This window comes from Serratia sp. AS12 (assembly GCF_000214195.1).
Classification (GTDB): domain Bacteria; phylum Pseudomonadota; class Gammaproteobacteria; order Enterobacterales; family Enterobacteriaceae; genus Serratia; species Serratia plymuthica.
Genome location: NC_015566.1, coordinates 497,213 through 521,929, shown reverse-complemented (window position 1 = coordinate 521,929; position 24,717 = coordinate 497,213). Strand labels below are relative to the sequence as shown.

Sequence of the window (24,717 nt, the reverse complement as noted above, 5' to 3'; positions counted from 1 at the left end):
AACGGGCTTTGTCAGCAGTCTGCAACCAACCTCTTACCCAATAAGAGAGAGGTAACTCTTTGTTATTCCGGTACAGGATAATACAACCCGCCGGAGTCTGCGGGATGTTTTTGCGGCTTTGCGGGCGCCCCCTCACTCCGAGATTGTTGCCCCCCGGCAGAACGCATAATGCGGTCATTTTTTATCGTTTTGTGATCGTCGCCCCAAACCGGGAACGTTCCCATTCCATAAAAAAAGGGGAATGACTAAGCTTTGATCATTACTCAGCCAACACCTCTGCGCCTTACCCAAAAAAGGTACTTTATAATGAGCAAAGTTAAGCAACAGGATATCGACCGCCTGATTGTGCTGGTGGGCGGACGCGATAACATCGCCACCGTCAGCCATTGCATTACCCGGTTACGTTTCGTCCTTAACGACCCCGCCAAAGCCAGCCCGAAAGAAATAGAAACCTTGCCGATGGTCAAAGGCTGCTTCACCAACGCCGGGCAGTTCCAGGTGGTGATTGGCCCTGAGGTCGGCGATTACTATCAGGCGTTGATCGCCACCACCGGCGTCAACGAAGCGGACAAGGAGCAAGCCAAGGTAGCGGCGCGCCAGAACATGACCTGGAGCGAACGGGCTATCTCCCACTTCGCCGAAATCTTCTTCCCGCTGCTGCCGGCGCTGATCAGCGGCGGTTTGATCCTCGGCTTCCGCAACGTGATCGGCGACATCCCGATGTCCGGCGGCCAGACGCTGGCGCAAATGCACCCAGCGTGGAAAACCATCTACGATTTCCTGTGGCTGCTCGGTGAAGCGATCTTCATGTTCCTGCCGGTGGCTATCTGCTGGTCGACGGTGAAAAAAATGGGCGGTACGCCGGTACTCGGCATCGTGCTGGGCATCACGCTGGTCTCCCCACAGTTGATGAACTCTTACCAACTCGGGCAGCAGGTGCCGGAAGTGTGGAACTTCGGCTGGTTCGCCATTCAGAAAGTCGGCTATCAGGCACAGGTGATCCCTTCCATGCTGGCCGGTATGGCGCTGGGCTGGATTGAAACCCGCTTGAAAAAGATCGTGCCCGATTACCTGTATCTGGTGGTGGTGCCCGTCGTTTCACTGCTGTTGGCGGTATTCCTGGCGCACGCGCTGATCGGGCCGTTTGGCCGCATGATCGGCGACGGCGTGGCCTGGGCGGTGAAAGCCGTCATGACCGGCAGCTTCGCCCCGATTGGCGCCGCGCTGTTCGGCTTCCTGTATGCGCCGCTGGTGATTACCGGTGTGCATCAGACCACGCTGGCTATCGACATGCAGATGATCCAGAGCATGGGCGGCACCCCGGTATGGCCGCTGATTGCGCTGTCCAACATTGCGCAGGCGTCTGCGGTATTGGGCATTATCATCGTCAGCCGCAAGGCCAACGAGCGTGAAATCTCGGTGCCGGCGGCGATTTCCGCTTACCTCGGCGTTACCGAACCGGCGATGTACGGGATCAACCTGAAATACCGCTTCCCGATGCTGTGCGCGATGATCGGCTCCGCCTTCGCCGGCCTGATTTGCGGCCTGGACGGCGTGATGGCCAATGGCATCGGCGTCGGCGGCTTGCCGGGTATTCTGTCCATCAAACCGCAGTTCTGGCTGGTTTACTCGGCGGCGATTGTGGTGGCCGTGGTGATCCCAATGCTGCTGACCATCATGGTCTATAAACGCAAAGCCGCCCGCGGCGAATTGCCGGTCTGATTGAAATGTAGGGGCCGTAAATACCCAATAGCTTTCAGACAGCAGCCAGGCGGCAAGGGCGTAAATCCCCAGGAACTTACTCAGGTAAGTGACTGGGGTGCAACGTCAGCAGCCAACAACGCTGCAGTTTGAAAGATGAAGGGTATCGGGCCCGTTGTCACGATTCAAAGGTATAACTATGAGCAATCCAATCCCCTGGTGGCAGAACGGTGTCATCTACCAAATCTATCCGAAGAGTTTTCAGGACAGCACCGGTAACGGCTACGGCGATCTGGCCGGTGTGACCCAGCGGCTGGACTATCTGCAGGAACTGGGCGTCGACGCCATCTGGCTGACGCCGGTGTATGTCTCCCCGCAGGTGGACAACGGTTATGACGTGGCGGATTACTGCGCCATCGATCCGGCCTACGGCACCATGGAGGATTTCGACAGTCTGATCGCCGCCGCCCACCAGCGCAGCATCCGTATCGTGATGGATATGGTGTTCAACCATACCTCGACCGAACACCCGTGGTTCCAGGCCTCGCAAGACCCTGACAGCCCGTTCCGCCAGTTCTATGTCTGGCGCGATGGCGAAGGCGATGCGTTGCCGAACAACTGGCGTTCCAAGTTCGGCGGCAATGCCTGGCAGTGGCACGCCGACAGCGGCCAGTATTACCTGCACCTGTTCGCCACCGAACAGGCGGACCTCAACTGGGAACACCCACCGGTGCGCGAAGAGCTGAAAAAAGTGTGTCAGTTCTGGGCGGACAAGGGCGTCGACGGCCTGCGTCTCGACGTGATCAACCTGGTCTCCAAACAGCAGGATTTTCCTTCCGATCCTCAGGGCGACGGCCGCCGTTTCTACACCGATGGCCCGCGCATTCACGAATTCCTGCAAGAGATGAGCCGTGACGTGTTCCAGCCGCGCGGCCTGATGACCGTCGGCGAAATGTCCTCCACCACGCTGGAACATTGCCAACAGTATGCGGCGCGCAGCGGCGAAGAGCTGTCGATGACCTTCAACTTCCACCACCTGAAAGTGGACTACGCCGGTGGGGAAAAATGGACGCTGGCGGCGCCGGACTACGTCGAACTGAAGCAGATTTTCCGCCACTGGCAGCAGGGCATGCATAACCGTGCCTGGAATGCGCTGTTCTGGTGTAACCACGATCAGCCCCGCATCGTTTCACGCTTCGGCGATGAGGGCGAACTGCGGGTGCCGGCCGCCAAGATGCTGGCCATGGTGCTGCACGGTATGCAAGGCACGCCGTATATTTATCAGGGCGAAGAGATTGGCATGACCAACCCGGGCTTTAGCGCCATCGGGCAGTATCGCGATGTGGAAAGCCTGAACATGTATGCCGAACTGAGCGCCCAGGGTAAGAGTGACGCCGAGCTGCTGGCGATCCTGGCCAGTAAATCGCGCGATAACGGCCGCACGCCGATGCAGTGGAGCGCCGCGCCGAACGCCGGTTTCACCCAAGGCACACCCTGGATTGGCTGTGCGGCAAACTACCCGCAAATCAACGCCGAAGCGGCGCTGGCCGATCGGGATTCGGTGTTTTACGCCTACCGCCAGCTGATCACCCTGCGCAAGCAGTATCCGCTGCTGACCCACGGCGACTATCAGGATCTGGCGCCTGAGCACCCGGCGCTGTGGTGCTACCAGCGTAGCTGGAACGGACAGCGTCTGCTGGTGGTCGCCAACCTGAGCCGCGAACCGCTGGCCTGGGAAGCCGAAGGCGTGGAGCCCTCTAACCAGTGGCGCCCGCTGATGGGCAACTACGCCGATGCGGCGGACCAACCGCAGGCAATGACCCTGCGGCCGTTCGAAGCGGTATGGTGGCTGCTGGAGGACTAAAATACCGCTACACCCTAAGCTTGAGGTGGGTGGGCGTCATGGCAGGTTAGCCGACCGTTGAGCGCATAGACGCGCGATACAAGCCCCCTGGGACGGGTTCACGGCGTGTCGGCGATCTGCATACCCCTACTATTTGGCGCAGCTATTTAGCAGCCACTCTGTGGGCACAGTGCGGCAACCCGCTGCGCCCTACAATTTTTGCAGCAGCTTCACCACCCCGGCAGCCTCTTGCGCCAGGCGTTCATCGCTCATATCAAACACCCCCTGCACCAGATGCGGCGGCAGATAATCCATGCCGGTCAGGTTGGCCATGGCATTGAATGGCCGCAGCAGATCCGCCACCGGATAACGGTTGTAACCTTCCGGCGTATAGGCCTGCGGATTGCCGCCGGTCGTCACCACCAGTTGCAGCGGTTTGCCGTGCAATCGGGTGCCTTCGCTGCCGTAGGCAAAACCGTAGGTTAATACCGCGTCCTGCCATTCGCTGAGGATCGCCGGCGAGCTGTACCAGTAAAACGGGAACAGCATCACTACCGCGTCATGGCTTTGCAGCAGCTCCTGCTCGCGGGCCACGTCGATACGGTAATCCGGGTAGGTGCGCATCAGTTCATGCACGGTAACCTTGGGCAGCGGGTTCAACGCCTCAATCAGCGCCTTGTTGACGCGTGAATCATCGGGAAAGCGGTGAGCGGTTAACGCTAAAATACGTGACATAAGAGATCCTCGGTTGAAAATTGATATCGCATTTTTCCATTTCCTTCGCCCGGGGTGTAGGCTGTTCTCTGTCACTTCAATTTCAACTGAAAGTATCAACCATTATGTCGCTACCCTTTGACGTGCATCGCCTGCTGCCGGCTTTTCTCAGCGCCGCTCAGGCGCAAAACTTTTCCGCCGCCGCCCGCCAGTTAGGCGTTACCCCGGCGGCGGTCAGCAAAAATATCCGCGTGCTGGAAGAGAAGCTGGCGCTGCGTCTGTTCCAGCGCAACACCCACAACGTGGTACTGACCGACGAAGGCAAAGCGCTGCTGGCGCAGGTGGCGCCGCTGTGGCAGGCGCTGTCCGCCACGCTAGAAAACGCCGGCAGTGCGCAGCAAGATCCCTCCGGTACCGTGCGCGTCAGCATGATCCCCGGCTTCGGCCGCCAGATGCTGATGCCGTTGATCCCGCAGTTCCTTGAGCGTTATCCGCAGATCGACCTCGATCTTTCGCTGGATGCGCGAGTCGTCAATCTGGTGGGCGAAGGCTTTGACGTGGGTATCGGCAGCCGGGTCGATCCCGATAGCCGGCTGGTGGCGCGGCCGCTGTATCAGATGCAGATGGTGTTGGCGGCGTCACCCGGTTATCTGGCGCAGCGCGGCACGCCGCAGGATCCGGACGATCTGTTGCGGCATAACTGCTTGCTGCACCGCAATCCGGCCAACGGCCGCAGCGTAAAATGGCCGCTGCGGCAGCACGGCGAAGCCAAAACCCTGGAGTTGCATGGCCGCCTGGTCGCCAGCCGGCCGGAGATGCTGCTGGACGCCGCGCTGGCCGGGTTGGGTATCGTCTGCCTGGCAAGCTGGTACGCAGAGCCCCATTTTGCGCAGGGCACTCTGCAACCGGTGCTGCCGGATTGCTGGCCGCAACCGACGCAGCTATGGCTGTACTACGCCTCTGCGGATCTGCCGCCACGGGTACGCGCCTGGGTCGACTTCCTGCTGGCGCACTTTCGCGATCGCTCGTGAGCAGATTGACGTCTGTACAGCTAGCGCGCGCTCTTCCGCTTTCCTTGTTCTACATCAAAAGACCCCCGCGAATATCTATATATAGTGCATAAAGAAAACAAATCACCTATATATGGTAGTTATCCACAAATTCATCCACACACCGCCGTAGCCCTTGTGCGCTGCGGCATTGCCCTGTGGATAACCTATCCTTCGGGGAACAAGGAGTCGAAACGTGAAACCAGTAGTGATTAAACGGGACGGTTGTCAGGTCTCTTTTGACGAGGCACGTATTGGGCAGGCCATCGAACGGGCCGCGCTGGCCGTCGGGGTTGTCGATGCCGATTACTGCGCAACCGTGGCCCGCGTGGTCGCTCAACAGATGGCGCAACAGTCGCGCGTGGATATCCATGACATTCAGCAGGCGGTGGAAAATCAGCTGATGGCCGGCGAATACAAGCAGCTGGCGCGCGCCTATATCGAATATCGTCACGATCGCGACGTAGCCCGCGAGCTGCGCGGGCGGCTGAACCAGGAGATCCGCGGTCTGGTCGAACAAAGCAATATGGCCTTGCTGAACGAGAACGCCAATAAAGACAGCAAGGTGATCCCCACCCAGCGCGATCTGCTGGCCGGGATCGTCGCCAAACACTACGCCAAGCAGCACATTCTGCCGCGCGACGTGGTGCTGGCGCATGAACGCGGCGAGATCCACTACCACGATCTCGACTATTCGCCGTTCTTCCCGATGTTCAACTGCATGCTGATCGATCTGAAAGGCATGCTGACCAACGGCTTCAAGATGGGCAATGCCGAGATCGAACCGCCGAAGTCGATCTCCACCGCCACCGCAGTGACCGCCCAAATTATCGCGCAGGTGGCCAGCCACATTTATGGCGGCACCACCATTAACCGCATCGACGAGATCCTCGCGCCCTTCGTCAGCGAAAGCTTCGAAAAACACCGCCAGGTGGCCGAGCAGTGGAAAATCCCGGACGCGCAGGGTTATGCGATGGCGCGCACCGAGAAAGAGTGTTACGACGCCTTTCAGTCGCTGGAATACGAGGTCAACACCCTGCACACCGCCAACGGCCAAACGCCGTTCGTCACCTTCGGCTTCGGCCTGGGCACCTGCTGGGAATCGCGGCTGATTCAGCGTTCAATCCTGAAAAACCGTATCGCCGGGCTGGGCAAGAACCACAAGACGGCGGTATTCCCCAAACTGGTGTTCGCCATCCGCGACGGCCTGAACCACCAGTACGGCGACCCGAATTACGACATCAAACAGCTGGCGCTGGAATGCGCCAGCAAGCGCATGTACCCGGATATTCTCAATTACGATCAGGTGGTTAACGTCACAGGTTCCTTTAAAACGCCCATGGGCTGCCGCAGTTTCCTCGGCACTTACGAGGAAGATGGCGAACTGGTGCACGATGGCCGTAATAATATCGGCGTGATCAGCCTGAACCTGCCGCGTATTGCGCTGGAAGCAGCCGGCGACGAGGCGCGTTTCTGGCGTCTGCTGGACCAGCGGCTGCTGCTGGCGAAAAAGGCGCTGATGACGCGTATCGCCCGGCTGGAAGGCATCAAGGCGCGGGTGGCCCCGATCCTGTATATGGAAGGTGCCTGCGGCGTACGGCTGAAGGCGGACGACAATATCGCCGACATCTTCAAAAATGGCCGCGCGTCAATCTCGCTGGGCTATATCGGCCTGCATGAAACCATCAACGCACTGTTCGGCAACGGCACTCACGTTTACGACAATGCCGCGCTGCGTACCAAAGCGGTCGCTATCGTTGAACGCCTGCGCACCGCGACCGACAGTTGGAAAGCAGAGACCGGCTACGGTTTTAGCCTGTACAGCACCCCAAGCGAGAACCTGTGCGATCGCTTCTGCCGGCTGGACACCGCCGATTTCGGCGTGGTGCCGGGCGTTACCGACAAAGGCTATTACACCAACAGCTTCCATCTCGACGTGGAGAAAAAGGTCAATCCGTACGACAAACTGGACTTTGAGGCGCCCTATCCACCCTTGGCCAACGGCGGTTTCATCTGTTACGGCGAATACCCCAACCTGCAACACAATTTAAAAGCGCTGGAAGACGTGTGGGATTACAGCTACAGCCGCGTGCCTTATTACGGCACCAACACGCCGATAGATGAGTGCTACGAGTGCGGCTTTACCGGCGAATTCGCCTGCACCAGCAAGGGTTTTACCTGCCCGAAATGCGGCAACCACGAGCCGTCCAAGGTGTCGGTCACCCGCCGGGTGTGCGGCTACCTCGGCAGCCCGGACGCCAGGCCGTTCAACGCCGGCAAGCAGGAAGAGGTGAAGCGCCGGGTGAAACACCTCGGCAATGGGCAGCTCGGCTGAAAAGCGCCGTGCAGCCTATGCAGAAGCCTGTTCATCAGGCGTGATTGTCGCAGCCAGTTTGTCTTCGGCCAGCGCGCACAAACCGGAGCGTACACGCAGTACGTGAGGATTTGCAGCACTGCCCGGAGGCAAAATGGCCAGTAAAATAGCCTGATGGGCAGGCCTCACATGAATTATCACCAGTACTACCCTCTCGATGTGGTCAATGGCCCCGGCACCCGCTGCACGCTGTTTGTCGCCGGTTGCGTGCATCAATGCGTCGGCTGTTACAACAAAAGTACCTGGCGGCTGAACTCCGGCCGGCCTTTTACTCAGGAAATGGAAGACCGGCTGATTGCCGATCTCAACGACGCGCGCATTCCGCGCCAGGGGCTGTCGCTGTCCGGTGGCGATCCGCTGCACCCGGCCAACGTCCCGTCGATTTTACAACTGGTGAAACGGGTACGCGCCGAGTGCCCCGGCAAGGATATCTGGCTATGGACCGGCTACCGGCTGGCGGAGCTGGATGCGCAGCAGATGCAGGTGGTGGACAGGATTAACGTATTGATTGACGGAAAGTTTGTGCAGGATCTGAAAGACCCGGCGCTGATCTGGCGCGGCAGCGCTAACCAAGTGGTGCATAAGCTGCGTTGAACGCTAGTTTGGAAATTTCTCGCGCTGGTGAGCAATCGCGAAAACCTTAATAACATCATCGACGATGATATATACCAGCAACAGAGAGGCCTTATTAATAAGCAGCTTACGCGCCTTCCCATGCCAGGTCTTACCTAACTCAGGATGCTCCAGCAGGCGCTTTACCGCTTTATCTATCTCGTTATCAGCCTGCACTGCCGCCTGTGGATTGAAAATATAAAGAAACTCAAAAATACGTTCCCTGTCCCGTAGCGCTGCATTATCCCATTCGATACGCATAACGATCCCTATTTTCGGTCGTATTTCGCTCTGATTTTTGCCTTAAAGGCATCCATGCTTTCTTCAACTTCTTGTTGGCTAAGGTAGACAGCATTGCCCTCATGCAGACGGGAAAAAGCTGCATCTACCTTATCTTTCAACCAGTTTTCGTGCTCTTCCGCTGCCCGTTGCTCATCAGCCATTTGCTCCGCCAAGCGGCGACAGGCTTCACTTAATGTCGTCCCTTTAGCTTCAGCGGCCTTTTGCGCCAAACGCTTGGTTTCATCTTCGATGCGAAACTGGATACGACTTTCCATCTTTTTTCCTCCTGCAATCGCACAATGACGACACTGAATCTTGAACAGAAACGTTAGCACATTTGTGACAACAATATCGAGATGAGTGGTCGTTTTTCGAACATTTCACATCAATCCCATCCCCACCAGACCCGTTGCGATCCCGCACAACACCACCAGCAGTGCAGTCAGGCACAGTGCCTTGGCGGAGAAGACTTTGTTCAGCATCAGCAATGAAGGCAGGCTGACCGCCGGCAGGGTCATCAGCAGCGCCAGCGCCGGGGCGGTGCCCATGCCCGCCAGCATCATGGTCTGTACAATCGGAATTTCCGCTGCGGTGGGGATCACGAACAGGCAACCGGCGATCGCCAGGGCGATAATCCACAGCAGGCTGTTGTCTATCGCCCCATCGGCGTGCGGGAACAGCCACACGCGTGCCGCGCCCAGCGCCAGCACCGCCACAATGTAAACGGGAATGGTCGCCCAAAACAGCGCCCACAGCGCTTTCAACCAGCGGCCGAGGAACGGCCGATCCTCGGTTCTCACCTGCGGCACCGCCGGCGGTTGCAGCGTGACTGGCTGCGGCTCCCTGGCAGTGACCCGTTGCACCAGCCAAGCGACGCCCAGCACCATAATCACCCCAGCCACCAGCCGAATAGCGGCAAACGGCCAGCCGAGCACAAAGCCCATAAAAATCAAGGTTGCTGGATTCAACACCGGGTTGCTCAACCAGAACGCCATCGCCGCGCCGCTGGAGACCGACTGACGCCGCAGCCCGGCGGCCACCGGCGCAGCACAGCAGGTACACATCATGCCCGGCAGCGCGATCGCCGCGCCCAGCAGAGTGCCGGAGAAACGCGGGTGGCCCAGGGTGCGCATCAGCCAGTCGCGTGGGATCAGCACTTGCACCAGCGACCCCAGCAACACGCCGAGCACCGCCGCCTTCCACACCGCAGTGAAATACACCAGCGCATAGTGCCAGGCCGCCAGCCACGGGTTGCTGTCGGCATTGGCCAGAATCGATTTGCCGATGGAGTGCGTGTCCGCCGCCAAAAAGGCTTTGCCGTAATAAGGCTGCCATTTGACGTAGTAGAGGCCGATAGCCACCACCAGCAAGAACAGGATCGGTTTCCACAGCGGCCAGGCGCGGGAAGTCTTTTCAGAAGCGGTCAAAGGTTGCGGCATAGGGGTGGCTCAGGTCAGTGCATCGATAACGCCAGCTTAGCGCGCCGCCGGCCCCTGCGCATCATCGGCCTGTCCAAAATAGTTCATCTGTTCGCCACCGGCACGTAACGCGATTGTCATCTGGCGGCGGCAACATAATGCCAACTTGAAAGCCACAGGGCATACCCGTCGCCTTTCAAGCCGTAGCGTTGTTAGCTGCAATTTGAAAGTCATAGGGTAAGCACCAGTACTGTAAGAAATCCTGATAAATCATAAAGTTTAATAGGTATCCGGCACGCCGAGGTTTTTAATATGATGGACTTATCTAGACATCCGACCAGTTTTCCTACCCGTTACCAGCAGATCGCCGCGCAGCTGGAGCAAGAGTTGCGTACCCAATACCGCTGTGGCGACTATCTGCCTTCCGAGCAACAGTTGGCGGATCGCTACCAGGTCAATCGCCATACCCTGCGCCGAGCGGTGGATCAGCTGGTCGATCGCGGCTGGCTGCAACGCCGGCATGGCATCGGCATATTGGTGCTGATGCGCCCCTATGACTACCCGCTGCATGCCAATACCCGCTTTAGCCAGAACCTGTTCGAGCAGGGCAGCCACCCCACCAGTGAGCGCTTACTCGCTGTATTACGCCCGTGCAATGGGCATATCGCCAGCGCGCTATCGCGTGAAGAAGGCGAAACGGTGATCCACCTGCGCACCCTGCGCCGGGTCAACGGCGTGCCGATGAGCCTGATCGACCATTATCTGCCCGATCTGGACTGGTGGCCGGCCTTGCAACAGTTCCACAGCGGCTCCCTGCACGAGTTTATCGAACGGCATATTCACCAGCCGCTGACCCGCAGCCAGACGCGCATCAGCGCCCGCCGGGCGCAGGCCAAAGAGAGCCGGCTGCTTGAGATTGCTACCCACGCGCCGCTGCTGTGTGTGCGCACTCTGAACGTCTGCACCGGCAGAGACAACGTGGCGGAATACTCCGTCAGCCTGGCGCGCGCCGACATGATTGAACTGACGATGGAGCACTAAATGCAAGCCTTACAGCCGAGACAACGCTGGATGTCGGTACTGGCGCACAGCCAACCGGCCCAGTTGCGCAGCCACTGGCAGGCGCTGAACCTCAGCCCGCGCTACCAAAGCATTCGCGCGCCGGAGATTGGCCTGGCGCAACTGCAAGGGCGCATGGGCGCCACCGGCCGCCGCTTTGTGCTGGGCGATATGACCGTCACCCGTGCGGTGGTGCAGCTGGAAAACGGCGGCTATGGCTACAGCTATATCGCCGGGCGCGACAAGGTGCATGCCGAACTCTGCGCGCTGGCGGATGCCCTGCTGCAACAGCCGGATCAGACCGAATTGCTGCAACAGCGGCTGATTGAACCGCTGGCCGCCTTGCTGCACGAACAACGTCAGCTGCGCGCCCGCTCAGTCGCCTCCAGCCGGGTCGACTTCTTTACGCTGGTTCGGGGGGATTAACCGATGAGCCTGTTAACCGGATTTGAACAGCCTATAGACCAATCGCAGCACGCTTTTCGCCTGATTCTCAAGGCATTAAGCGAACCTGGCTATACCGTCACGCTGCAAGGCGGCCCGGCCTGGGGCGCACTGAACGCGGCCAGCACCGCCGCGTTACTGACGCTGGCGGATCAGGAAACCCCGATCCAGCTGTGTGAAGCCTTTAAAAGTGAGCAAGTGCTAACAAACATACGCTTCCACAGCGGTGCGCCATTGGCGGCGCAGCCTGAAGAAGTCTGTTTTGCCCTGTTCGACGCACAGTTGCAGGCCGCCGATTTGCTGGCGCTGCCGCACGGCAGTGAAATCTCGCCGGAATTCGGCGCCACGGTCATCGTGCAGCTCAATGGGCTGGAACAAGGCACCCCGCTACGCCTGACCGGCCCTGGCATTGAGCGCCAACGCCAGGTTTCACCGCAGTTGCCGCCGGCGCTGCTGGATTTTCTCATTAACCGCCCGCTGCGCTTCCCGCTGGGGCTGGATATTTTGCTGACCTGCGGCGATCGCCTGCTGGCGCTGCCGCGGACCACCCGCGTGGAGGTGTACTGATGTACGTAGCCGTTAAAGGGGGCGAAAAAGCCATTGAGGCCGCCCATCAGTTACAAGAACAGCTGCGGCGCGGCGACGACAGCGTGCCGGCGCTCGGCATCCGGCAGATTGAACAGCAACTGGGGCTGGCGGTGGATCGGGTGATGACCGAAGGCGGTATTTACGATCCCGAACTGGCCGCGCTGGCCATCAAGCAGGCGAGCGGCGATCTGGTCGAGGCGATTTTCCTGCTGCGCGCCTACCGCACCACCTTGCCGCGTCTGGCGGTCAGTGAGCCGTTGGCAACCGAAAACATGCGGCTGGAACGCCGTATCTCGGCGGTTTACAAGGACTTGCCCGGCGGGCAGGTGCTGGGCCCAACCTACGATTACACCCACCGGCTGCTGGATTTTGCCCTGCTGGCGGAAGGTGAAGCACCGCGCGCGCCGCAGGCCGACGAACCGCTGCCGGAAAATTGCGCCCACGTGTTTGATTTGCTCAGCCAAGAACAGTTGGCACTGGCGGAACGGGACGACGGCAGCACGCCGGACGATATCACCCGCAACCCGCCGGTTTACCCTTGTTCACGCTCGGCACGGCTGCAACAGCTGGTGCGCGGTGACGAAGGTTTCCTGCTGGCGCTGAGCTACTCCACCCAGCGCGGCTACGGCCGTACCCACCCGTTCGCCGGCGAGATCCGTACCGGCTACGTTTCGCTGGAGATCGTGCCTGAAGAGCTGGGTTTCGCGGTAGATATCGGCGAAATTCTGCTGACCGAATGTGAAATGGTCAACGGCTTTGTCGACCCGGAAGACCGGCCGCCGCACTTCACCCGCGGTTATGGCCTGGTGTTTGGCCGCGCCGAGCGTAAAGCGATGAGCATGGCGCTGGTGGACCGCGCACTGCAAAGCCCCGAGTACCAGGAAGGCGTCGCCAGCCCGGCGCAGGATGAAGAGTTCGTGCTGGCCCATGCCGACAACGTCGAAGCCGCCGGCTTCGTTTCCCACCTCAAACTGCCGCACTACGTTGACTTCCAGGCCGAGCTGGAGCTGCTCAAGCGCCTGCGGCAGGAGTTCAGCGAGCGTCAGGAGGCCCGCAATGAGTGAAGTATTGACCGGCTACAACCTTGGCTATCTCGACGAGCAAACCAAACGCATGATCCGTCGCGCCATCCTCAAAGCCGTGGCGATCCCCGGCTATCAGGTGCCGTTCGGCGGCCGTGAGATGCCGATGCCTTACGGCTGGGGCACCGGCGGCATTCAGCTGACCGCCAGCGTGATTGGCCGCGCCGACGTGCTGAAGGTGATCGATCAGGGTGCCGACGACACCACCAACGCGGTGTCTATTCGCCGCTTCTTCCAGCGCGTTGCCGGGGTAGCCACCACCGAACGCACGCCGGAAGCCACGCTGATCCAAACCCGGCACCGCATTCCGGAAACGGCGCTGCACGAAGACCAGATCCTGATTTATCAGGTGCCGATCCCGGAGCCGCTGCGCTTTATCGAACCACGCGAAACCGAGACCCGCAAAATGCATGCGCTGGAAGAGTACGGCGTGATGCAGGTGAAGTTGTACGAGGACATTGCGCGCTACGGCCATATCGCCACCACCTACGCCTATCCGGTGAAGGTCAACGATCGTTACGTGATGGACCCTTCGCCGATCCCGAAATTCGACAATCCGAAAATGCACATGATGCCGGCGCTGCAACTGTTTGGCGCCGGGCGCGAGAAGCGTATCTACGCCCTGCCGCCGTTCACCAAGGTGGAAAGCCTGGACTTCGACGACCATCCGTTCAGCGTGCAAAAGTGGGATGAACCCTGCGCGCTGTGCGGCTCGCGCCACAGCTATCTGGATGAGGTGGTGCTCGACGACCAGGGCAACCGCATGTTCGTCTGCTCTGACACCGACTACTGCCGGCAGCAGCTGGCGCAACCTTCGCAAGAGGCGCAGCACTGATGATTTCCCAACCCCTGAGCACCACGCCGCTGTTGTCGGTGGCCAACCTCACCCATTTGTACGCGCCGGGCAAAGGTTTTAGCGATGTCTCTTTCGATATCTACCCCGGCGAAGTGCTGGGCATCGTCGGCGAGTCCGGCTCCGGTAAAACCACGCTGCTGAAATCCATCTCAGCACGGCTGGCGCCGCAGCACGGGCAGATCCTCTATCGCCCGCAGGCCGGGCAACAGCACGACCTGTATGCGATGGCGGAGAGCGATCGCCGCCGCCTGTTGCGCACCGACTGGGGCGTGGTGCATCAGCATCCGCTCGACGGGCTGCGGCCCAAGGTGTCCGCCGGTGGCAATATCGGCGAGCGGCTGATGGCCATCGGCCAGCGTCACTACGGCGACATCCGCCGGCAGGCTGCCCAGTGGCTGGAGGACGTGGAGATCCCGGTGTCGCGCCTTGACGATCTGCCGACCACCTTCTCCGGCGGCATGCAGCAGCGGCTGCAAATCGCCCGCAATCTGGTGACCCACCCGAAACTGGTGTTTATGGACGAGCCGACCGGCGGGCTGGACGTTTCGGTGCAGGCAAGATTGCTCGATCTGCTGCGCAATCTGGTGGTGGAAATGCAGCTGGCGGCGGTGATCGTCACCCACGATCTGGGCGTGGCTCGCCTGCTGGCGCACCGGCTGCTGGTGATGAAAGAGGGACAGGTAGTGGAAAGCGGCCTGACCGACCGGGTGCTGGACGATCCGCACCATCCTTATACCCAGCTGCTGGTTTCTTCGGTGCTGTCGTAACGCAAGGGGATAATTAATAATGACGATTCAAATCCGGGTTGAACACCTCAGCAAAACCTTCGTGCTCCACCAGCAGCACGGCACGCGCCTGCCGGTGCTGCATGACGCCAACATGACGGTCAGCAGCGGCGAATGCGTGGTGCTGCATGGCCACTCCGGCAGCGGTAAATCCACCCTGCTGCGCTCGCTGTACGCCAACTACCTGCCCGACAGCGGCCATATCTGGGTCAATCATCAGGGCGAATGGCTGGACATGGTGCAGGCCGAAGCGCGCCAGATCCTGGCGGTCCGTCGCCACACCCTCGGCTGGGTCAGCCAGTTTCTGCGGGTGATCCCGCGCATCAGCGCGCTGGACGTGGTGATGCAACCGCTGTTGGAACAGGGCGTCGACCGTGCCGAATGCCGCGAGCGCGCCGAGACGCTGCTCAACCAGCTCAACGTACCGCAGCGCCTGTGGCAGTTGGCGCCCTCTACGTTCTCTGGCGGTGAGCAGCAGCGGGTGAATATCGCGCGCGGCTTTATTGTCGACTACCCGATTTTACTGCTGGACGAACCGACCGCCTCACTCGACAGCCGCAACAGCGCGGCGGTGGTCGGCCTGATAGAACAGGCCAAACAGCGCGGCGCGGCGGTCGTCGGCATTTTCCATGACGAAGGCGTTCGCCAACAGGTCGCCGACCGGTTATACGACATGCAAGCGCCCCAGGCGCTGGAGATCTTCTGATGATCATCAATAACGTGAAACTGGTGCTGGCAGACCAGATTGTCGAGGGTTCGCTGGAGATTAACGACGGCGTGATCCGCAGCTTCGCCGATACGCCTAGCCAGCTGCCGCAGGCGCTGAACGGTGAAGGCGGCTGGCTGCTGCCGGGGCTGATTGAGCTGCACACCGACAATCTGGACAAGTTTTTCACCCCGCGGCCCAACGTCGACTGGCCGGCGCATTCGGCGATGAGCAGCCATGATGCGCTGATGGTCGCCAACGGCATCACCACGGTGCTGGACGCAGTAGCGATCGGCGACGTGCGCGACGGCGGCCACCGGCTGGAGAACCTGCAAAAAATGATCGACGCGGTGATCCACAGCCAGCGCGCCGGGGTCAACCGCGCCGAGCACCGGCTGCACCTGCGCTGCGAGCTGCCGAACGAGAGCACCCTGTCGCTGTTCGAGCAGCTGATGGACAAACCGGGGGTATCGCTGGTGTCGCTGATGGACCATTCGCCGGGCCAGCGCCAGTTCGCCTCGCGTGAAAAATACCGTGAGTATTATCAGGGCAAATATCATCTCAATGACCAACAGATGAGCGAGTACGAAGAGCAGCAGATCGGGCTTTCCGCCCGCTGGGCCACGCCGAACCGCGAGGCGATCGCCGCCCACTGCCGGGCGCGCAAAATCTCCCTCGCCAGCCACGATGACGCCACCGCCGAACACGTGGCCGAGTCCTGCGCGCTGGGCAGCGCGATTGCCGAGTTCCCGACCACCGAGGACGCCGCCCGCGCCTCGCACCGACAGGGGTTGCAGGTGCTGATGGGCGCACCGAACATCGTGCGCGGCGGATCCCATTCCGGCAACGTGGCGGCGCACCATCTGGCGGCATTGGGGGTGTTGGATATTCTGTCTTCCGACTATTACCCGGCCAGCCTGCTGGATGCGGCATTCCGCATCGCGGCCGACGAACGTAACGGCTACGGCCTGCCGCAGGCGGTGCAGATGATCACCAGCAACCCGGCGAAGGCGCTGGATCTGCACGATCGCGGCTCCATCGCCGAGGGGCTGCGGGCGGATCTGGTGTTGGCGCGCCCACACGGCGAGCACATCTACGTGCAGAACGTCTGGCGCCAGGGCAAGCAGGTGTTCTGATGGCGCAGCTTATCTACTTGATGGGGCCGTCCGGCTCCGGCAAAGACAGCCTGCTTGCGCAGCTTAGGGCCGATGCCGACAGTGCGCCGCTGGTGGCACACCGTTATATCACCCGGCCGGCGGATGCCGGCTGCGAAAACCATATTGCGCTCAGCGAACCTGAGTTTCTGCGCCGCCGCGCCAAGGGACTGTTCGCTCTCGACTGGCAGGCGCACCAGCAGCATTACGCGTTTGGGATCGAGGTAGATCTTTGGCTGTTGCAAGGGATCGACGTGGTAGTCAACGGTTCCCGCGCCCACCTGCCGCAGGCGCAGCAGCGCTACGGTGCGCAGCTGTTGCCGGTCTGCCTGCAGGTCAGCACCGAAGTGCTGCGTCAACGCCTGCAAAACCGTGGGCGTGAAGACGCCGCGCAAATCGAACAACGGCTGGCGCGCGCGGCAGAGTACCAGCAAAAACTGCCCACCGGTTGCCGCCTGCTGGCGAACGATGGCGATCTGCAAGATACCCTGACGGCGCTGCTGGCGCTGTTACCGGCTTCATCCAAACACCCCCAGGACGCCACGCAATGAACGACTTTGCACAGCCGAGAATCGGCGACAACGTGATCCTTAACCGCACCCGGCTCGGCCAGTACGTACATGTGGCCGACGATGCGATCCTCGAAGAAGTGGAAATGGGCGACTATTCTTATACCGCCGGGCACAACCAGATTTTTTACGCCACCCTCGGCAAGTTTGTGTCGATAGCCTCTTACGCACGCATCAATCCCGGCAACCACCCAACCTACCAGCGCATCGCCCAGCACCACTTCACCTATCGCGCTTCCGAGTACGGTCTGGGGGAAGATGACGAGGCTTTCTTCGACTGGCGGCGCGAGCACCACATCACCGTCGGCCACGACGTGTGGATCGGCCATAACGCCATTCTGATGCCCGGCGTGAGCGTCGGCAACGGTGCGGTGATCGGCAGCGCGGCAGTAGTGACCAAAAACGTCGAGCCTTATGCGATCGTCGCCGGCGTGGCGGCTAAAAAGATCGGCGTGCGCTTTGACGATGCCTTGATTGAACGCATCGAACGCAGCCAGTGGTGGCACTGGGATCATCAGACATTGCAGGAACGATTGGCGGATTTCCGTGATATCAACGCCTTTGCGGAGAAGTATCTTTAAGCGGGGAGGAAGTATGCAATTGACCTTTCTCGGCACCGGCGGTGCCCAGCAGATCCCGGTTTTCGGTTGTGATTGCCTGGTGTGCCAGCGGGCGCGGCGCGAACCGGCATTCCGGCGACGGCCATGCAGTGCGATGCTCAAATTTCAGGGGGAGACGACCTTGCTGGATGCGGGATTGCCGTCGCTGGAACGGCGCTTTTCGGCGGGGGAAATTCAACGTTTTTTACTGACACATTACCACATGGATCACGTTCAGGGGTTATTTCCTTTGCGCTGGGGGTGCGGAAATTTCATTCCGGTGTACGGCCCGGCGGATGAACAAGGCTGTGACGATCTGTTTAAACACCCCGGTATTCTGGCGTTTCAACCGCCGTTAACCCCTTTCGAAAGGGTTGAACTGGGTGGGCTGCATATCACCCCGCTGCCGTTGCAACATTCCAAACCGACGTTGGGTTATCTGGTCCAGGCAGAAGGCTACGCGCTGGCCTATCTGACCGATACCGTCGGCCTGCCGCCTGACACCGAGGCTTTCCTGAGCAAAATAACGCTGGATCTGCTGGTGCTCGATTGCAGCCTGCCGCCACAACCCCAGGCGCCGCGCAATCATAACGATCTGACCCGCGCTCAGGAGACACAACAACGTTTGCAGCCCGGCCGCACGCTGCTGACGCATATCAGCCATCATCTCGATTTATGGCTGATGGACAACGAACTGCCGCCGGGCATGGAACTGGCTTTCGATAATCTCAGTGTACGTTGCCATAACGATGCAGTTGGTCGGACTCCAGCACCGTAACGCCGCTGCCGGGGCTGAACGCCTGCTCCAGCAGAGTCTGCGCCACGTCTTTGGCGGCAACCGAGCGCCACTTGCCCGGTAACAGTTTGAACAGCGGTGCGGTGAGCCGCTCCATCAAGCGCGGCGACGGACGATTGCCCAACAGCATCGACGGACGCACCAGCGTCAGGCGTGGCCAGTTCTGCTCACGCAGCGCCTGCTCCATTTCGCCTTTGGTGCGGTTGTAGAGGAATGACGAACGCGGGTTAGCCCCCACGGCGCTGACGACCAGACAATGCTGCGCCCCCAACCGCCGCCCGGTCAGCGCGCTTTCGACGACTAACTGATAATCGACATAGCGGAAATTGGCATCGCTGCCGGCCGCTTTACGGGTCGTGCCCAGACAGCAGAAAATAATATCGACCGGTTGCTGCAAGCCGCTCAGCAACGCGAACAGATCCTCACCTACCGGGTTATCTGTTTTTTCGTTTGCGGGCAGCGGTTGGCGCGTCGGCGCCACAATCGCCGTCACCTGCGGATCGTCTTGCAACTGTTGCAACAGCTCGCTGCCCACCAGCCCGGTGGACCCTACGATTAATACCCGTGCCATAGACTCTCCCACCGATTGATGACTCTGAAAAAGTATAGTGCGTTGTGCTCAGGCCCGCGTCCAATGCAGTTTCTTACCAAATCCAAGGGTGTTGTCGGTCATCTTCACTTCCTGCAAATTCAGCTGCCACACCGGCGCTTTCATCACTTTGGCAATCGGGAACCGCTTGCAGTAACGGGCGCGCGCCAGCGCCTCTTCATCGCCGCTCAACATCACCGCCTCGGCGCGGTACTGCACGCCGCGGATCAGCGCGATAGTCTTTGGCTTCGGCGCAATAGTGCCTACTACACTGGCATTTTGCAGCATCAGCTCGCCGTGGCGGGTGTGGGTTTCGGTCATCAACCACAGCGCCATCTGCTCGGCGTCAAACACGTAAAAACAGTTGGCGCACCACATATCCACGCCGTTGCCGGCGCACAGCGTCAGCACATGCTGCTTGCCGATAAAATGAGTAATAAGCTGTTGCTGATCAAGATTGTTCACATCACATCTCCCCTTCACTGGCGCTATCTTATATCGATTATGGAAGGGCTGCAGCGTTGACGACAAAAACAACAAAGCCATCAACTCGCGTATCAAGTTGATGGCTTTGAAATTGTGTATAACTCGAAAACATCAGGATACTGCCGAGTGAGGCACAAGCTAACGCATTACATTAGTATGGGAACACACCTGGATCATCAATATCGATACATTCACCATTCGGCCAACAAATTATATTTTCTTTATGTTCTACACGGTCAAACTTAGACAACTCAACAGCGAAAGCAGAGCCGTTAGCGGCTAACAGCAAAGCGCCCATCAGAAAGTATTTCATAGTAACTCCATTTAATTGAGTGATTAATTAACTTGCTCTCATGCCCTGAGAGTGAAATCAATTTATTACCTGGTGATTTAATCCTCAATAAAAACATCATTAAATTAATGAATTTTAATAACTTCAATTAAAAAACAAATCTTAATTTTAATTAATTACCATAAAAATCAGCACATTAAAAACAAACTGCACACATAAAAAATAAACCTTATCTTACCTTATTTTCAGGTTTATTTTAAATAACAATGCCACCAAAAAAGACTGCCAAGTTTATTTTGGTTTATATGCAAATTAATAATCTTGCTAATTAATAAATAGCCATGGAATTTAATGCATTGCTGTCGTAACCTTGATCTTTTCAAGCCACAGTATAAATACGTTAAACTTAATGAAAAATAGCAAAATGCAATTACATTTCCATCGGTTTTGAAACGGCCTTTACGGTAGTGAACACATCGACTCCATTTCTGCAGCCATGCCCAGCTTTCTAAGCTGCCTGTACGGCAGTGAACTTCACTGGGCGCGTACTGGTTGCAACGCTGCCGTTTCTAAGCTGCCTGTACGGCAGTGAACGCGCCCTCTCGGAGTTCTGTCAATAACTGTACTTTCTAAGCTGCCTGTACGGCAGTGCACTTCAGCACCGCATTCTCCACAGCCAGCGCATCTTTCTAAGCCGCCTATACGGCAGTGCACCAGTAAACACGGACGACAAAAAGATCGTGGACTTTCTAAGCTGCCTATACGGCAGTGCACCAGAACTCAGATGGCAGCAACAAAATGCACCTTTTCTAAGCTGCCTATACGGCAGTGCACCGTTGAAGATTAGCGCTAATCAGCTGATTATTGAAGAGTAACACCAGGATTCCCCCAAAAAGGCTTTTTTCAGCCTGCCCATTCAGCATGTTTAAAATCAACAAGTTAAATCATGTCGAAAAAAAAGGGTTCAGCGGCGGCCTGACGTTGCCTATAGTAACGCTCAACTCTCCACTGGGACCCAATGATGGACATTCCAACCTGGCACCTCTATATGCTGCGTTTACCGAACGGCATGCTGTATACCGGCATCACCACCGACGTAGCGCGGCGGCTGGCGCAGCACCAGGCGGGTAAAGGCGCCAAGGCGTTACGGGGAAAGGGGGAACTGACTCTGGCGTTTCACTGCCGGGTGGGGGATCGCTCGACGGCGCTGAGGCTGGAGTATCGGGTGAAGCAACTGAGCAAAATACAAAAAGAGCGGCTGGTGAGTCACCCGCCGCCCTCATTGGATTATTTACTGCCGGGCGCTGAGGTTAAAGCCGGTTAAACGGCTCGGAGTATTCCACCGCCCCGCTCACGTCGGTCAGCGCGTCTTCCGCCAGCGGATAAACCTGGAACGCGGCTTCGGCACCCGGCCAGCGGCAATGCAGGCCATAGGCGGCGGCCGGTTTAAAGCCGAAACGGCCGTAGTAAGCCGGATCGCCCAGCACCACCACGGCGGCGTAGCTGAACTCGTTCAGGGAATCCAGCCCTTCGTAAATCAGCTTTTCGCCCAACCCCTGGCGACGCAGGCTTTCATCCACCGCCAGCGGTGCCAGGCCGACCCACTGCCGGTCTTCTCCGGCGACATCCACCGGGCTGAACGCGGCATAACCTACCACGCCGCCTTCGTCGTCGGTGGCGACAATGCCCAGGGTCAGCAGGCCGTCTTCGCGCAGTTGCTGCACCAGATCGGCCTCGTCATCTCGCCCAAAGGCGCGGCGCAGCAGGGCATCAATCCCCGCCGCGTCTACCGGAATTTCTACGCGAATCAGCATGCTACCGGCACACGGGAAGTCTGCACCGTGCCCTCCTGCAACCCTGCTTCCACAAATTCAGCCAGTTGCAGCAGGCCAATGCGCAATGGCGCAGGCATGGCTTCCAGCTCGATGGCATCCATCAGATTTTTTACATACAGGCCCAATTCGGTGTCCCCTTCAATCTGCAGCCGACGCTGAAAGAACAGCGTATCGGGATCTTGCTTACGCGCTGCGATCAGAATCAGATCGTTGGCGTCGCCGCTGAAGCTGACATCAGCTTCGGCGTGGTGGCTGACAACCAGTTTGTCGTTTTCTACCGTCATAAACCAGTGTAGTGCCAGATCGCGAACTTCGATCTTCAACCAGCGCGATTCGAGAAAAGCCAAATCGCCATCCGCCAGCGCCTGGCGGAATTGCCAGCCCAGCACCTGTTCCAGAAGCTGCCGCTGCAAAGCAAACGGCGTGAATTTTAGCGGTACGCGCAGCAGCGACGGCCCTTGGCGCACAATGCGTGCTCGTAGTTGTTCCAACACTGTCGTTCACTCCTTTCAACACAGACTAGCGCTATTTTGCCACATCGGCGCGCACCTGAAGCGGTCTATATCAACAAATAGTGTATTTGGCCGCCAGCTTTATCAATACGCCAGAAGCTGCCTCAAATCAAAACCTGTTCGCCGCGCTTTCACTAAAATTGCTTCCCCGATGGGCGCTTGCCGGTTGAATACCGTCACCGACAGCCCTTGTTAACCAGGATAAATCTATGGAGCTGCTTTGTCCCGCCGGTAACCTTCCGGCCCTGAAAGCCGCGGTGGATAACGGCGCAGACGCCGTGTACATCGGCCTGAAAGACGATACCAACGCGCGCCACTTTGCCGGCCTCAACTTCACCGAGAAAAAGCTGCAGGAAGCGGTCGAGTACGTGCACCGGCACCGCCGCAAACTGCATATCGCCATCAACACCTTCGCCCACCCGGACGGCTATGGCCGCTGGCAACGGGCGGTGGACATGGCGGCGCAACTGGGTGCGGACGTGCTGATCCTGGCCGATTTGGCGATGCTGGAATACGCTGCCGAACGTTACCCGCAGCTGGAACGCCATGTCTCGGTGCAGGCTTCCGCCACCAACGAAGAGGCGATCCGCTTTTATCAGCGCCATTTCGACGTCAGCCGGGTCGTGCTGCCGCGCGTGCTGTCGATGCATCAGGTCAAACAGCTGGCGCGCACCAGCCCGGTGCCGCTGGAGGTGTTCGCTTTCGGTAGCCTGTGCATCATGGCCGAAGGGCGCTGCTATCTCTCTTCCTACCTGACCGGCGAATCGCCGAATACCGTCGGCGCCTGCTCCCCGGCGCGCTTCGTGCGCTGGCAGCAAACCGCACAGGGCATGGAGTCACGCCTGAACGACGTGCTGATCGACCGTTATCGGGACGACGAAAACGCCAGCTATCCGACGCTGTGCAAAGGGCGCTATAGGGTGGACGACGTGCGTTATCACGCGCTGGAAGAGCCCACCAGCCTGAACACGCTGGAGCTATTGCCGGAGTTGCTGGCCGCCAATATCGCTTCGGTGAAGATTGAAGGACGCCAGCGCAGCCCGGCCTATGTCAGCCAGGTGGCGCGCATCTGGCGCCAGGCGATAGACCGCTGCCAAGCCGACCCGGCCACCTACCGGGCCGACGCAGGCTGGATGGAGGCCCTCGGCGCAATGTCCGAAGGCACGCAAACCACGCTCGGCGCCTATCACCGCAAATGGCAGTAGCAGGAGAGACAATGAAATACGCATTAGGCTCGGTGCTGTACTACTGGCCGAAAACCGAGATTGAGGAGTTCTACCGGCAGGCGGTGAACAGCAGCGCGGAGATTGTTTACCTCGGCGAGAGCGTCTGCACCAAGCGACGCGAGATGAAGGTGGGCGACTGGCTGACGCTGGCGCAGGAGATTGCCCGCAGCGGCAAGCAGGTGGTGATTTCCACCCTGGCGTTGCTGCAAGCGCCGTCGGAACTGAACGAACTCAAACGCTATGTGGAGAACGGCGAGTTTCTGATCGAAGCCAACGATCTGGGCACGGTGAACATGGCGGCAGAGCGCGGCCTGCCGTTCGTCGCCGGGCATGCGCTCAACTGCTATAACGCTTACACCCTGCGCCTGCTGCACCGCCAGGGGATGGTCCGCTGGTGCATGCCGGTCGAGCTTTCGCGCGACTGGCTGGCCAATCTGCTGACGCAATGCGACGAACTGGGTTTCCGCCATCAGTTCGAAGTGGAAGTCTTGAGTTACGGCCACCTGCCGCTGGCCTATTCGGCACGCTGCTTCACCGCTCGCTCGGAGAACCGTGGCAAGGACGAATGCGAAACCTGCTGCATCCACTACCCGCAAGGGCGGATGATGCGTTCGCAGGAGGAACAACAGGTGTTTGTGCTCAACGGCATCCAGACGATGAGCGGCTACTGCTATAACCTCGGCAATGAGTTGCAAAGCATGCAGGGGCTGGTGGATATTGTGCGCCTTTCGCCGCAGAGCGCAGAAACGTTGACGCTGATCGACAGCTTCCGCGCCAACGAACAGGGTGCGCAGCCGCTGGTTTTGGCCGATAAAGCCGACTGCAACGGCTACTGGCGCCGGGTTGCGGGGTTGGAGCTGGTGCAGTAGCGGGATAAATCAAAGGGATGCCGACAACTTTTCCGCTGCCGGCATCTTATTTGTTCTCGTTAAATCTCATTACTTTCCGTTGTACCAATGATAAAAACTCACGCACATCAGGCAAAAACTTCTGACGCCCAACCCCATAAAAAAAGCGATAGCCGCATTCGCTAAATGTTCTCTTGAGGAACCCGCGATTAATACCGGGTGATAAAGAAACTGCATGGTTGCCATCAACCCGATAAAAGTAGAAAAAGACTTGGCGAGCTTACCTGGCCCCATAGTC

General features: G+C 59.0%; 28 protein-coding genes. 19 read left to right on the top strand and 9 right to left on the bottom strand.

Annotated elements, in window-relative coordinates; genetic code table 11:
- The first annotated feature begins 306 nt into the window (after positions 1–306).
- Together treB and treC are read left to right on the top strand one after the other, a co-directional pair.
- Positions 307–1,722, top strand: coding sequence for a PTS trehalose transporter subunit IIBC (gene treB / locus SERAS12_RS02440; protein WP_013811314.1), 1,416 nt, complete (start codon positions 307–309; stop codon positions 1,720–1,722).
- 178 nt (positions 1,723–1,900) lie between these two features.
- Complete coding sequence (gene treC, locus SERAS12_RS02435; RefSeq protein ID WP_013811313.1) at positions 1,901–3,565, top strand: alpha,alpha-phosphotrehalase; 1,665 nt, start codon at positions 1,901–1,903, stop codon at positions 3,563–3,565.
- 189 nt (positions 3,566–3,754) lie between these two features.
- Here treC and SERAS12_RS02430 read toward each other — a convergent pair whose 3' ends face one another.
- Complete coding sequence (locus SERAS12_RS02430; RefSeq protein WP_013811312.1) at positions 3,755–4,279, bottom strand: NAD(P)H-dependent oxidoreductase; 525 nt, start codon at positions 4,277–4,279, stop codon at positions 3,755–3,757.
- 104 nt (positions 4,280–4,383) lie between these two features.
- Between SERAS12_RS02430 and SERAS12_RS02425 the strand changes: the two genes are divergently transcribed.
- The 3 genes from SERAS12_RS02425 (at position 4,384) to nrdG (ending at position 8,275) form a co-directional block, all read left to right on the top strand.
- Positions 4,384–5,289 carry a LysR family transcriptional regulator gene (locus tag SERAS12_RS02425; RefSeq protein ID WP_013811311.1) on the top strand — a complete coding sequence of 302 codons (906 nt, stop codon included), beginning with the start codon at positions 4,384–4,386 and terminating at the stop codon, positions 5,287–5,289.
- A gap of 214 nt (positions 5,290–5,503) precedes the next feature.
- A complete protein-coding gene (nrdD, locus tag SERAS12_RS02420; RefSeq protein ID WP_013811310.1) occupies positions 5,504–7,642 on the top strand; it encodes an anaerobic ribonucleoside-triphosphate reductase in 2,139 nt (712 codons plus the stop codon).
- A 168-nt stretch (positions 7,643–7,810) separates the two neighbouring features.
- Positions 7,811–8,275, top strand: coding sequence for an anaerobic ribonucleoside-triphosphate reductase-activating protein (gene nrdG / locus SERAS12_RS02415; protein WP_013811309.1), 465 nt, complete (start codon positions 7,811–7,813; stop codon positions 8,273–8,275).
- A 3-nt stretch (positions 8,276–8,278) separates the two neighbouring features.
- On the opposite strand, the gene SERAS12_RS02410 is transcribed toward nrdG, so the two are convergent.
- The 3 genes from SERAS12_RS02410 to SERAS12_RS02400 form a co-directional block, all read right to left on the bottom strand.
- Entirely contained in the window at positions 8,279–8,554 is a 276-nt protein-coding gene (locus SERAS12_RS02410; protein WP_013811308.1) for a type II toxin-antitoxin system mRNA interferase toxin, RelE/StbE family, read from the bottom strand.
- Between the two features lie 8 nt (positions 8,555–8,562).
- Positions 8,563–8,850 (bottom strand): type II toxin-antitoxin system RelB/DinJ family antitoxin, encoded by a 288-nt coding sequence (locus tag SERAS12_RS02405; protein WP_013811307.1) that lies wholly within the window; start codon positions 8,848–8,850, stop codon positions 8,563–8,565.
- Between the two features lie 105 nt (positions 8,851–8,955).
- On the bottom strand, positions 8,956–10,014 hold the full coding sequence (locus SERAS12_RS02400) for a permease (RefSeq protein WP_013811306.1): 1,059 nt from the start codon (positions 10,012–10,014) through the stop codon (positions 8,956–8,958).
- A 294-nt stretch (positions 10,015–10,308) separates the two neighbouring features.
- Here SERAS12_RS02400 and phnF point away from each other — a divergent pair, with 294 nt between their 5' ends.
- Genes phnF through phnP form a run of 11 tightly spaced genes read left to right on the top strand, consistent with a single transcriptional unit; the run spans position 10,309 to position 18,613 of the window.
- Positions 10,309–11,034, top strand: coding sequence for a phosphonate metabolism transcriptional regulator PhnF (phnF, locus tag SERAS12_RS02395; protein ID WP_174270197.1), 726 nt, complete (start codon positions 10,309–10,311; stop codon positions 11,032–11,034).
- A complete protein-coding gene (gene phnG, locus SERAS12_RS02390; RefSeq protein WP_013811304.1) occupies positions 11,035–11,478 on the top strand; it encodes a phosphonate C-P lyase system protein PhnG in 444 nt (147 codons plus the stop codon). It begins immediately after the preceding gene.
- A 3-nt stretch (positions 11,479–11,481) separates the two neighbouring features.
- Positions 11,482–12,063: a phosphonate C-P lyase system protein PhnH gene (gene phnH, locus SERAS12_RS02385; RefSeq protein ID WP_013811303.1), complete on the top strand. Its 582-nt coding sequence runs from the start codon at positions 11,482–11,484 to the stop codon at positions 12,061–12,063.
- Entirely contained in the window at positions 12,063–13,148 is a 1,086-nt protein-coding gene (locus SERAS12_RS02380) for a carbon-phosphorus lyase complex subunit PhnI (protein WP_013811302.1), read from the top strand. The genes phnH and SERAS12_RS02380 overlap by 1 nt, the downstream gene beginning before the upstream one ends.
- On the top strand, positions 13,141–14,001 hold the full coding sequence (locus SERAS12_RS02375) for an alpha-D-ribose 1-methylphosphonate 5-phosphate C-P-lyase PhnJ (RefSeq protein WP_004952938.1): 861 nt from the start codon (positions 13,141–13,143) through the stop codon (positions 13,999–14,001). The genes SERAS12_RS02380 and SERAS12_RS02375 overlap by 8 nt, the downstream gene beginning before the upstream one ends.
- A complete protein-coding gene (gene phnK, locus SERAS12_RS02370) occupies positions 14,001–14,789 on the top strand; it encodes a phosphonate C-P lyase system protein PhnK (protein WP_004952936.1) in 789 nt (262 codons plus the stop codon). Before SERAS12_RS02375 ends, phnK begins: the two co-directional genes overlap by 1 nt.
- Before the next feature lie 19 nt (positions 14,790–14,808).
- Positions 14,809–15,513 (top strand): phosphonate C-P lyase system protein PhnL, encoded by a 705-nt coding sequence (gene phnL, locus SERAS12_RS02365; protein ID WP_013811301.1) that lies wholly within the window; start codon positions 14,809–14,811, stop codon positions 15,511–15,513.
- Complete coding sequence (gene phnM, locus SERAS12_RS02360; protein ID WP_013811300.1) at positions 15,513–16,649, top strand: alpha-D-ribose 1-methylphosphonate 5-triphosphate diphosphatase; 1,137 nt, start codon at positions 15,513–15,515, stop codon at positions 16,647–16,649. The genes phnL and phnM overlap by 1 nt, the downstream gene beginning before the upstream one ends.
- Positions 16,649–17,218, top strand: a complete 570-nt coding sequence (phnN, locus tag SERAS12_RS02355; protein ID WP_013811299.1) for a ribose 1,5-bisphosphokinase — start codon at positions 16,649–16,651, stop codon at positions 17,216–17,218. The genes phnM and phnN overlap by 1 nt, the downstream gene beginning before the upstream one ends.
- On the top strand, positions 17,215–17,817 hold the full coding sequence (locus SERAS12_RS02350; protein WP_013811298.1) for a DapH/DapD/GlmU-related protein: 603 nt from the start codon (positions 17,215–17,217) through the stop codon (positions 17,815–17,817). The genes phnN and SERAS12_RS02350 overlap by 4 nt, the downstream gene beginning before the upstream one ends.
- 13 nt (positions 17,818–17,830) lie before the next feature.
- Entirely contained in the window at positions 17,831–18,613 is a 783-nt protein-coding gene (gene phnP / locus SERAS12_RS02345; RefSeq protein WP_013811297.1) for a phosphonate metabolism protein PhnP, read from the top strand.
- On the opposite strand, the gene SERAS12_RS02340 is transcribed toward phnP, so the two are convergent.
- The 3 genes from SERAS12_RS02340 to SERAS12_RS26390 form a co-directional block, all read right to left on the bottom strand.
- Positions 18,564–19,202 carry an NAD(P)H-binding protein gene (locus tag SERAS12_RS02340; protein ID WP_013811296.1) on the bottom strand — a complete coding sequence of 213 codons (639 nt, stop codon included), beginning with the start codon at positions 19,200–19,202 and terminating at the stop codon, positions 18,564–18,566. The two genes, phnP and SERAS12_RS02340, sit on opposite strands and share 50 nt — an antisense overlap.
- A 48-nt stretch (positions 19,203–19,250) precedes the next feature.
- Positions 19,251–19,685 (bottom strand): YhbP family protein, encoded by a 435-nt coding sequence (locus tag SERAS12_RS02335; protein WP_013811295.1) that lies wholly within the window; start codon positions 19,683–19,685, stop codon positions 19,251–19,253.
- A gap of 172 nt (positions 19,686–19,857) precedes the next feature.
- The gene (locus tag SERAS12_RS26390) at positions 19,858–20,019 is read right to left on the bottom strand and encodes a hypothetical protein (protein WP_013811294.1); all 162 of its coding nucleotides are present in this window, start codon (positions 20,017–20,019) and stop codon (positions 19,858–19,860) included.
- 1,000 nt (positions 20,020–21,019) lie between these two features.
- Between SERAS12_RS26390 and SERAS12_RS02330 the strand changes: the two genes are divergently transcribed.
- Positions 21,020–21,322, top strand: a complete 303-nt coding sequence (locus SERAS12_RS02330; protein WP_013811293.1) for a GIY-YIG nuclease family protein — start codon at positions 21,020–21,022, stop codon at positions 21,320–21,322.
- Here SERAS12_RS02330 and SERAS12_RS02325 read toward each other — a convergent pair.
- Together SERAS12_RS02325 and SERAS12_RS02320 are read right to left on the bottom strand one after the other, a co-directional pair.
- Positions 21,309–21,812 (bottom strand): GNAT family N-acetyltransferase, encoded by a 504-nt coding sequence (locus SERAS12_RS02325; RefSeq protein WP_013811292.1) that lies wholly within the window; start codon positions 21,810–21,812, stop codon positions 21,309–21,311. The genes SERAS12_RS02330 and SERAS12_RS02325 overlap by 14 nt on opposite strands.
- Positions 21,806–22,327, bottom strand: coding sequence for an SCP2 domain-containing protein (locus SERAS12_RS02320; RefSeq protein WP_004952907.1), 522 nt, complete (start codon positions 22,325–22,327; stop codon positions 21,806–21,808). The genes SERAS12_RS02325 and SERAS12_RS02320 overlap by 7 nt, the downstream gene beginning before the upstream one ends.
- A 227-nt stretch (positions 22,328–22,554) precedes the next feature.
- On the opposite strand from SERAS12_RS02320, the gene SERAS12_RS02315 reads away from it, so the two are divergent.
- Together SERAS12_RS02315 and SERAS12_RS02310 are read left to right on the top strand one after the other, a co-directional pair.
- Entirely contained in the window at positions 22,555–23,550 is a 996-nt protein-coding gene (locus tag SERAS12_RS02315; RefSeq protein ID WP_013811291.1) for a peptidase U32 family protein, read from the top strand.
- Positions 23,551–23,561: 11 nt separating this feature from the next.
- On the top strand, positions 23,562–24,440 hold the full coding sequence (locus SERAS12_RS02310; protein ID WP_013811290.1) for a U32 family peptidase: 879 nt from the start codon (positions 23,562–23,564) through the stop codon (positions 24,438–24,440).
- The last annotated feature ends 277 nt before the right edge of the window (positions 24,441–24,717 follow it).

Coding starts and splice junctions, on each gene's coding strand:
- treB (WP_013811314.1), top strand. CDS start 307: ATGAGCAAAGTTAAGCAACAGGATATCGACCGCCTGATTGTGCTGGTG.
- phnG (WP_013811304.1), top strand. CDS start 11,035: ATGCAAGCCTTACAGCCGAGACAACGCTGGATGTCGGTACTGGCGCAC.
- treC (WP_013811313.1), top strand. CDS start 1,901: ATGAGCAATCCAATCCCCTGGTGGCAGAACGGTGTCATCTACCAAATC.
- SERAS12_RS02375 (WP_004952938.1), top strand. CDS start 13,141: ATGAGTGAAGTATTGACCGGCTACAACCTTGGCTATCTCGACGAGCAA.
- SERAS12_RS02430 (WP_013811312.1), bottom strand. CDS start 4,279: ATGTCACGTATTTTAGCGTTAACCGCTCACCGCTTTCCCGATGATTCA.
- SERAS12_RS02325 (WP_013811292.1), bottom strand. CDS start 21,812: ATGCTGATTCGCGTAGAAATTCCGGTAGACGCGGCGGGGATTGATGCC.
- phnL (WP_013811301.1), top strand. CDS start 14,809: ATGACGATTCAAATCCGGGTTGAACACCTCAGCAAAACCTTCGTGCTC.
- phnN (WP_013811299.1), top strand. CDS start 16,649: ATGGCGCAGCTTATCTACTTGATGGGGCCGTCCGGCTCCGGCAAAGAC.
- phnH (WP_013811303.1), top strand. CDS start 11,482: ATGAGCCTGTTAACCGGATTTGAACAGCCTATAGACCAATCGCAGCAC.
- SERAS12_RS02425 (WP_013811311.1), top strand. CDS start 4,384: ATGTCGCTACCCTTTGACGTGCATCGCCTGCTGCCGGCTTTTCTCAGC.
- SERAS12_RS02340 (WP_013811296.1), bottom strand. CDS start 19,202: ATGGCACGGGTATTAATCGTAGGGTCCACCGGGCTGGTGGGCAGCGAG.
- SERAS12_RS02350 (WP_013811298.1), top strand. CDS start 17,215: ATGAACGACTTTGCACAGCCGAGAATCGGCGACAACGTGATCCTTAAC.
- SERAS12_RS02405 (WP_013811307.1), bottom strand. CDS start 8,850: ATGGAAAGTCGTATCCAGTTTCGCATCGAAGATGAAACCAAGCGTTTG.
- nrdG (WP_013811309.1), top strand. CDS start 7,811: ATGAATTATCACCAGTACTACCCTCTCGATGTGGTCAATGGCCCCGGC.
- SERAS12_RS26390 (WP_013811294.1), bottom strand. CDS start 20,019: ATGAAATACTTTCTGATGGGCGCTTTGCTGTTAGCCGCTAACGGCTCT.
- SERAS12_RS02410 (WP_013811308.1), bottom strand. CDS start 8,554: ATGCGTATCGAATGGGATAATGCAGCGCTACGGGACAGGGAACGTATT.
- phnP (WP_013811297.1), top strand. CDS start 17,831: ATGCAATTGACCTTTCTCGGCACCGGCGGTGCCCAGCAGATCCCGGTT.
- SERAS12_RS02400 (WP_013811306.1), bottom strand. CDS start 10,014: ATGCCGCAACCTTTGACCGCTTCTGAAAAGACTTCCCGCGCCTGGCCG.
- phnK (WP_004952936.1), top strand. CDS start 14,001: ATGATTTCCCAACCCCTGAGCACCACGCCGCTGTTGTCGGTGGCCAAC.
- phnF (WP_174270197.1), top strand. CDS start 10,309: ATGGACTTATCTAGACATCCGACCAGTTTTCCTACCCGTTACCAGCAG.
- SERAS12_RS02380 (WP_013811302.1), top strand. CDS start 12,063: ATGTACGTAGCCGTTAAAGGGGGCGAAAAAGCCATTGAGGCCGCCCAT.
- SERAS12_RS02315 (WP_013811291.1), top strand. CDS start 22,555: ATGGAGCTGCTTTGTCCCGCCGGTAACCTTCCGGCCCTGAAAGCCGCG.
- SERAS12_RS02330 (WP_013811293.1), top strand. CDS start 21,020: ATGGACATTCCAACCTGGCACCTCTATATGCTGCGTTTACCGAACGGC.
- SERAS12_RS02310 (WP_013811290.1), top strand. CDS start 23,562: ATGAAATACGCATTAGGCTCGGTGCTGTACTACTGGCCGAAAACCGAG.
- phnM (WP_013811300.1), top strand. CDS start 15,513: ATGATCATCAATAACGTGAAACTGGTGCTGGCAGACCAGATTGTCGAG.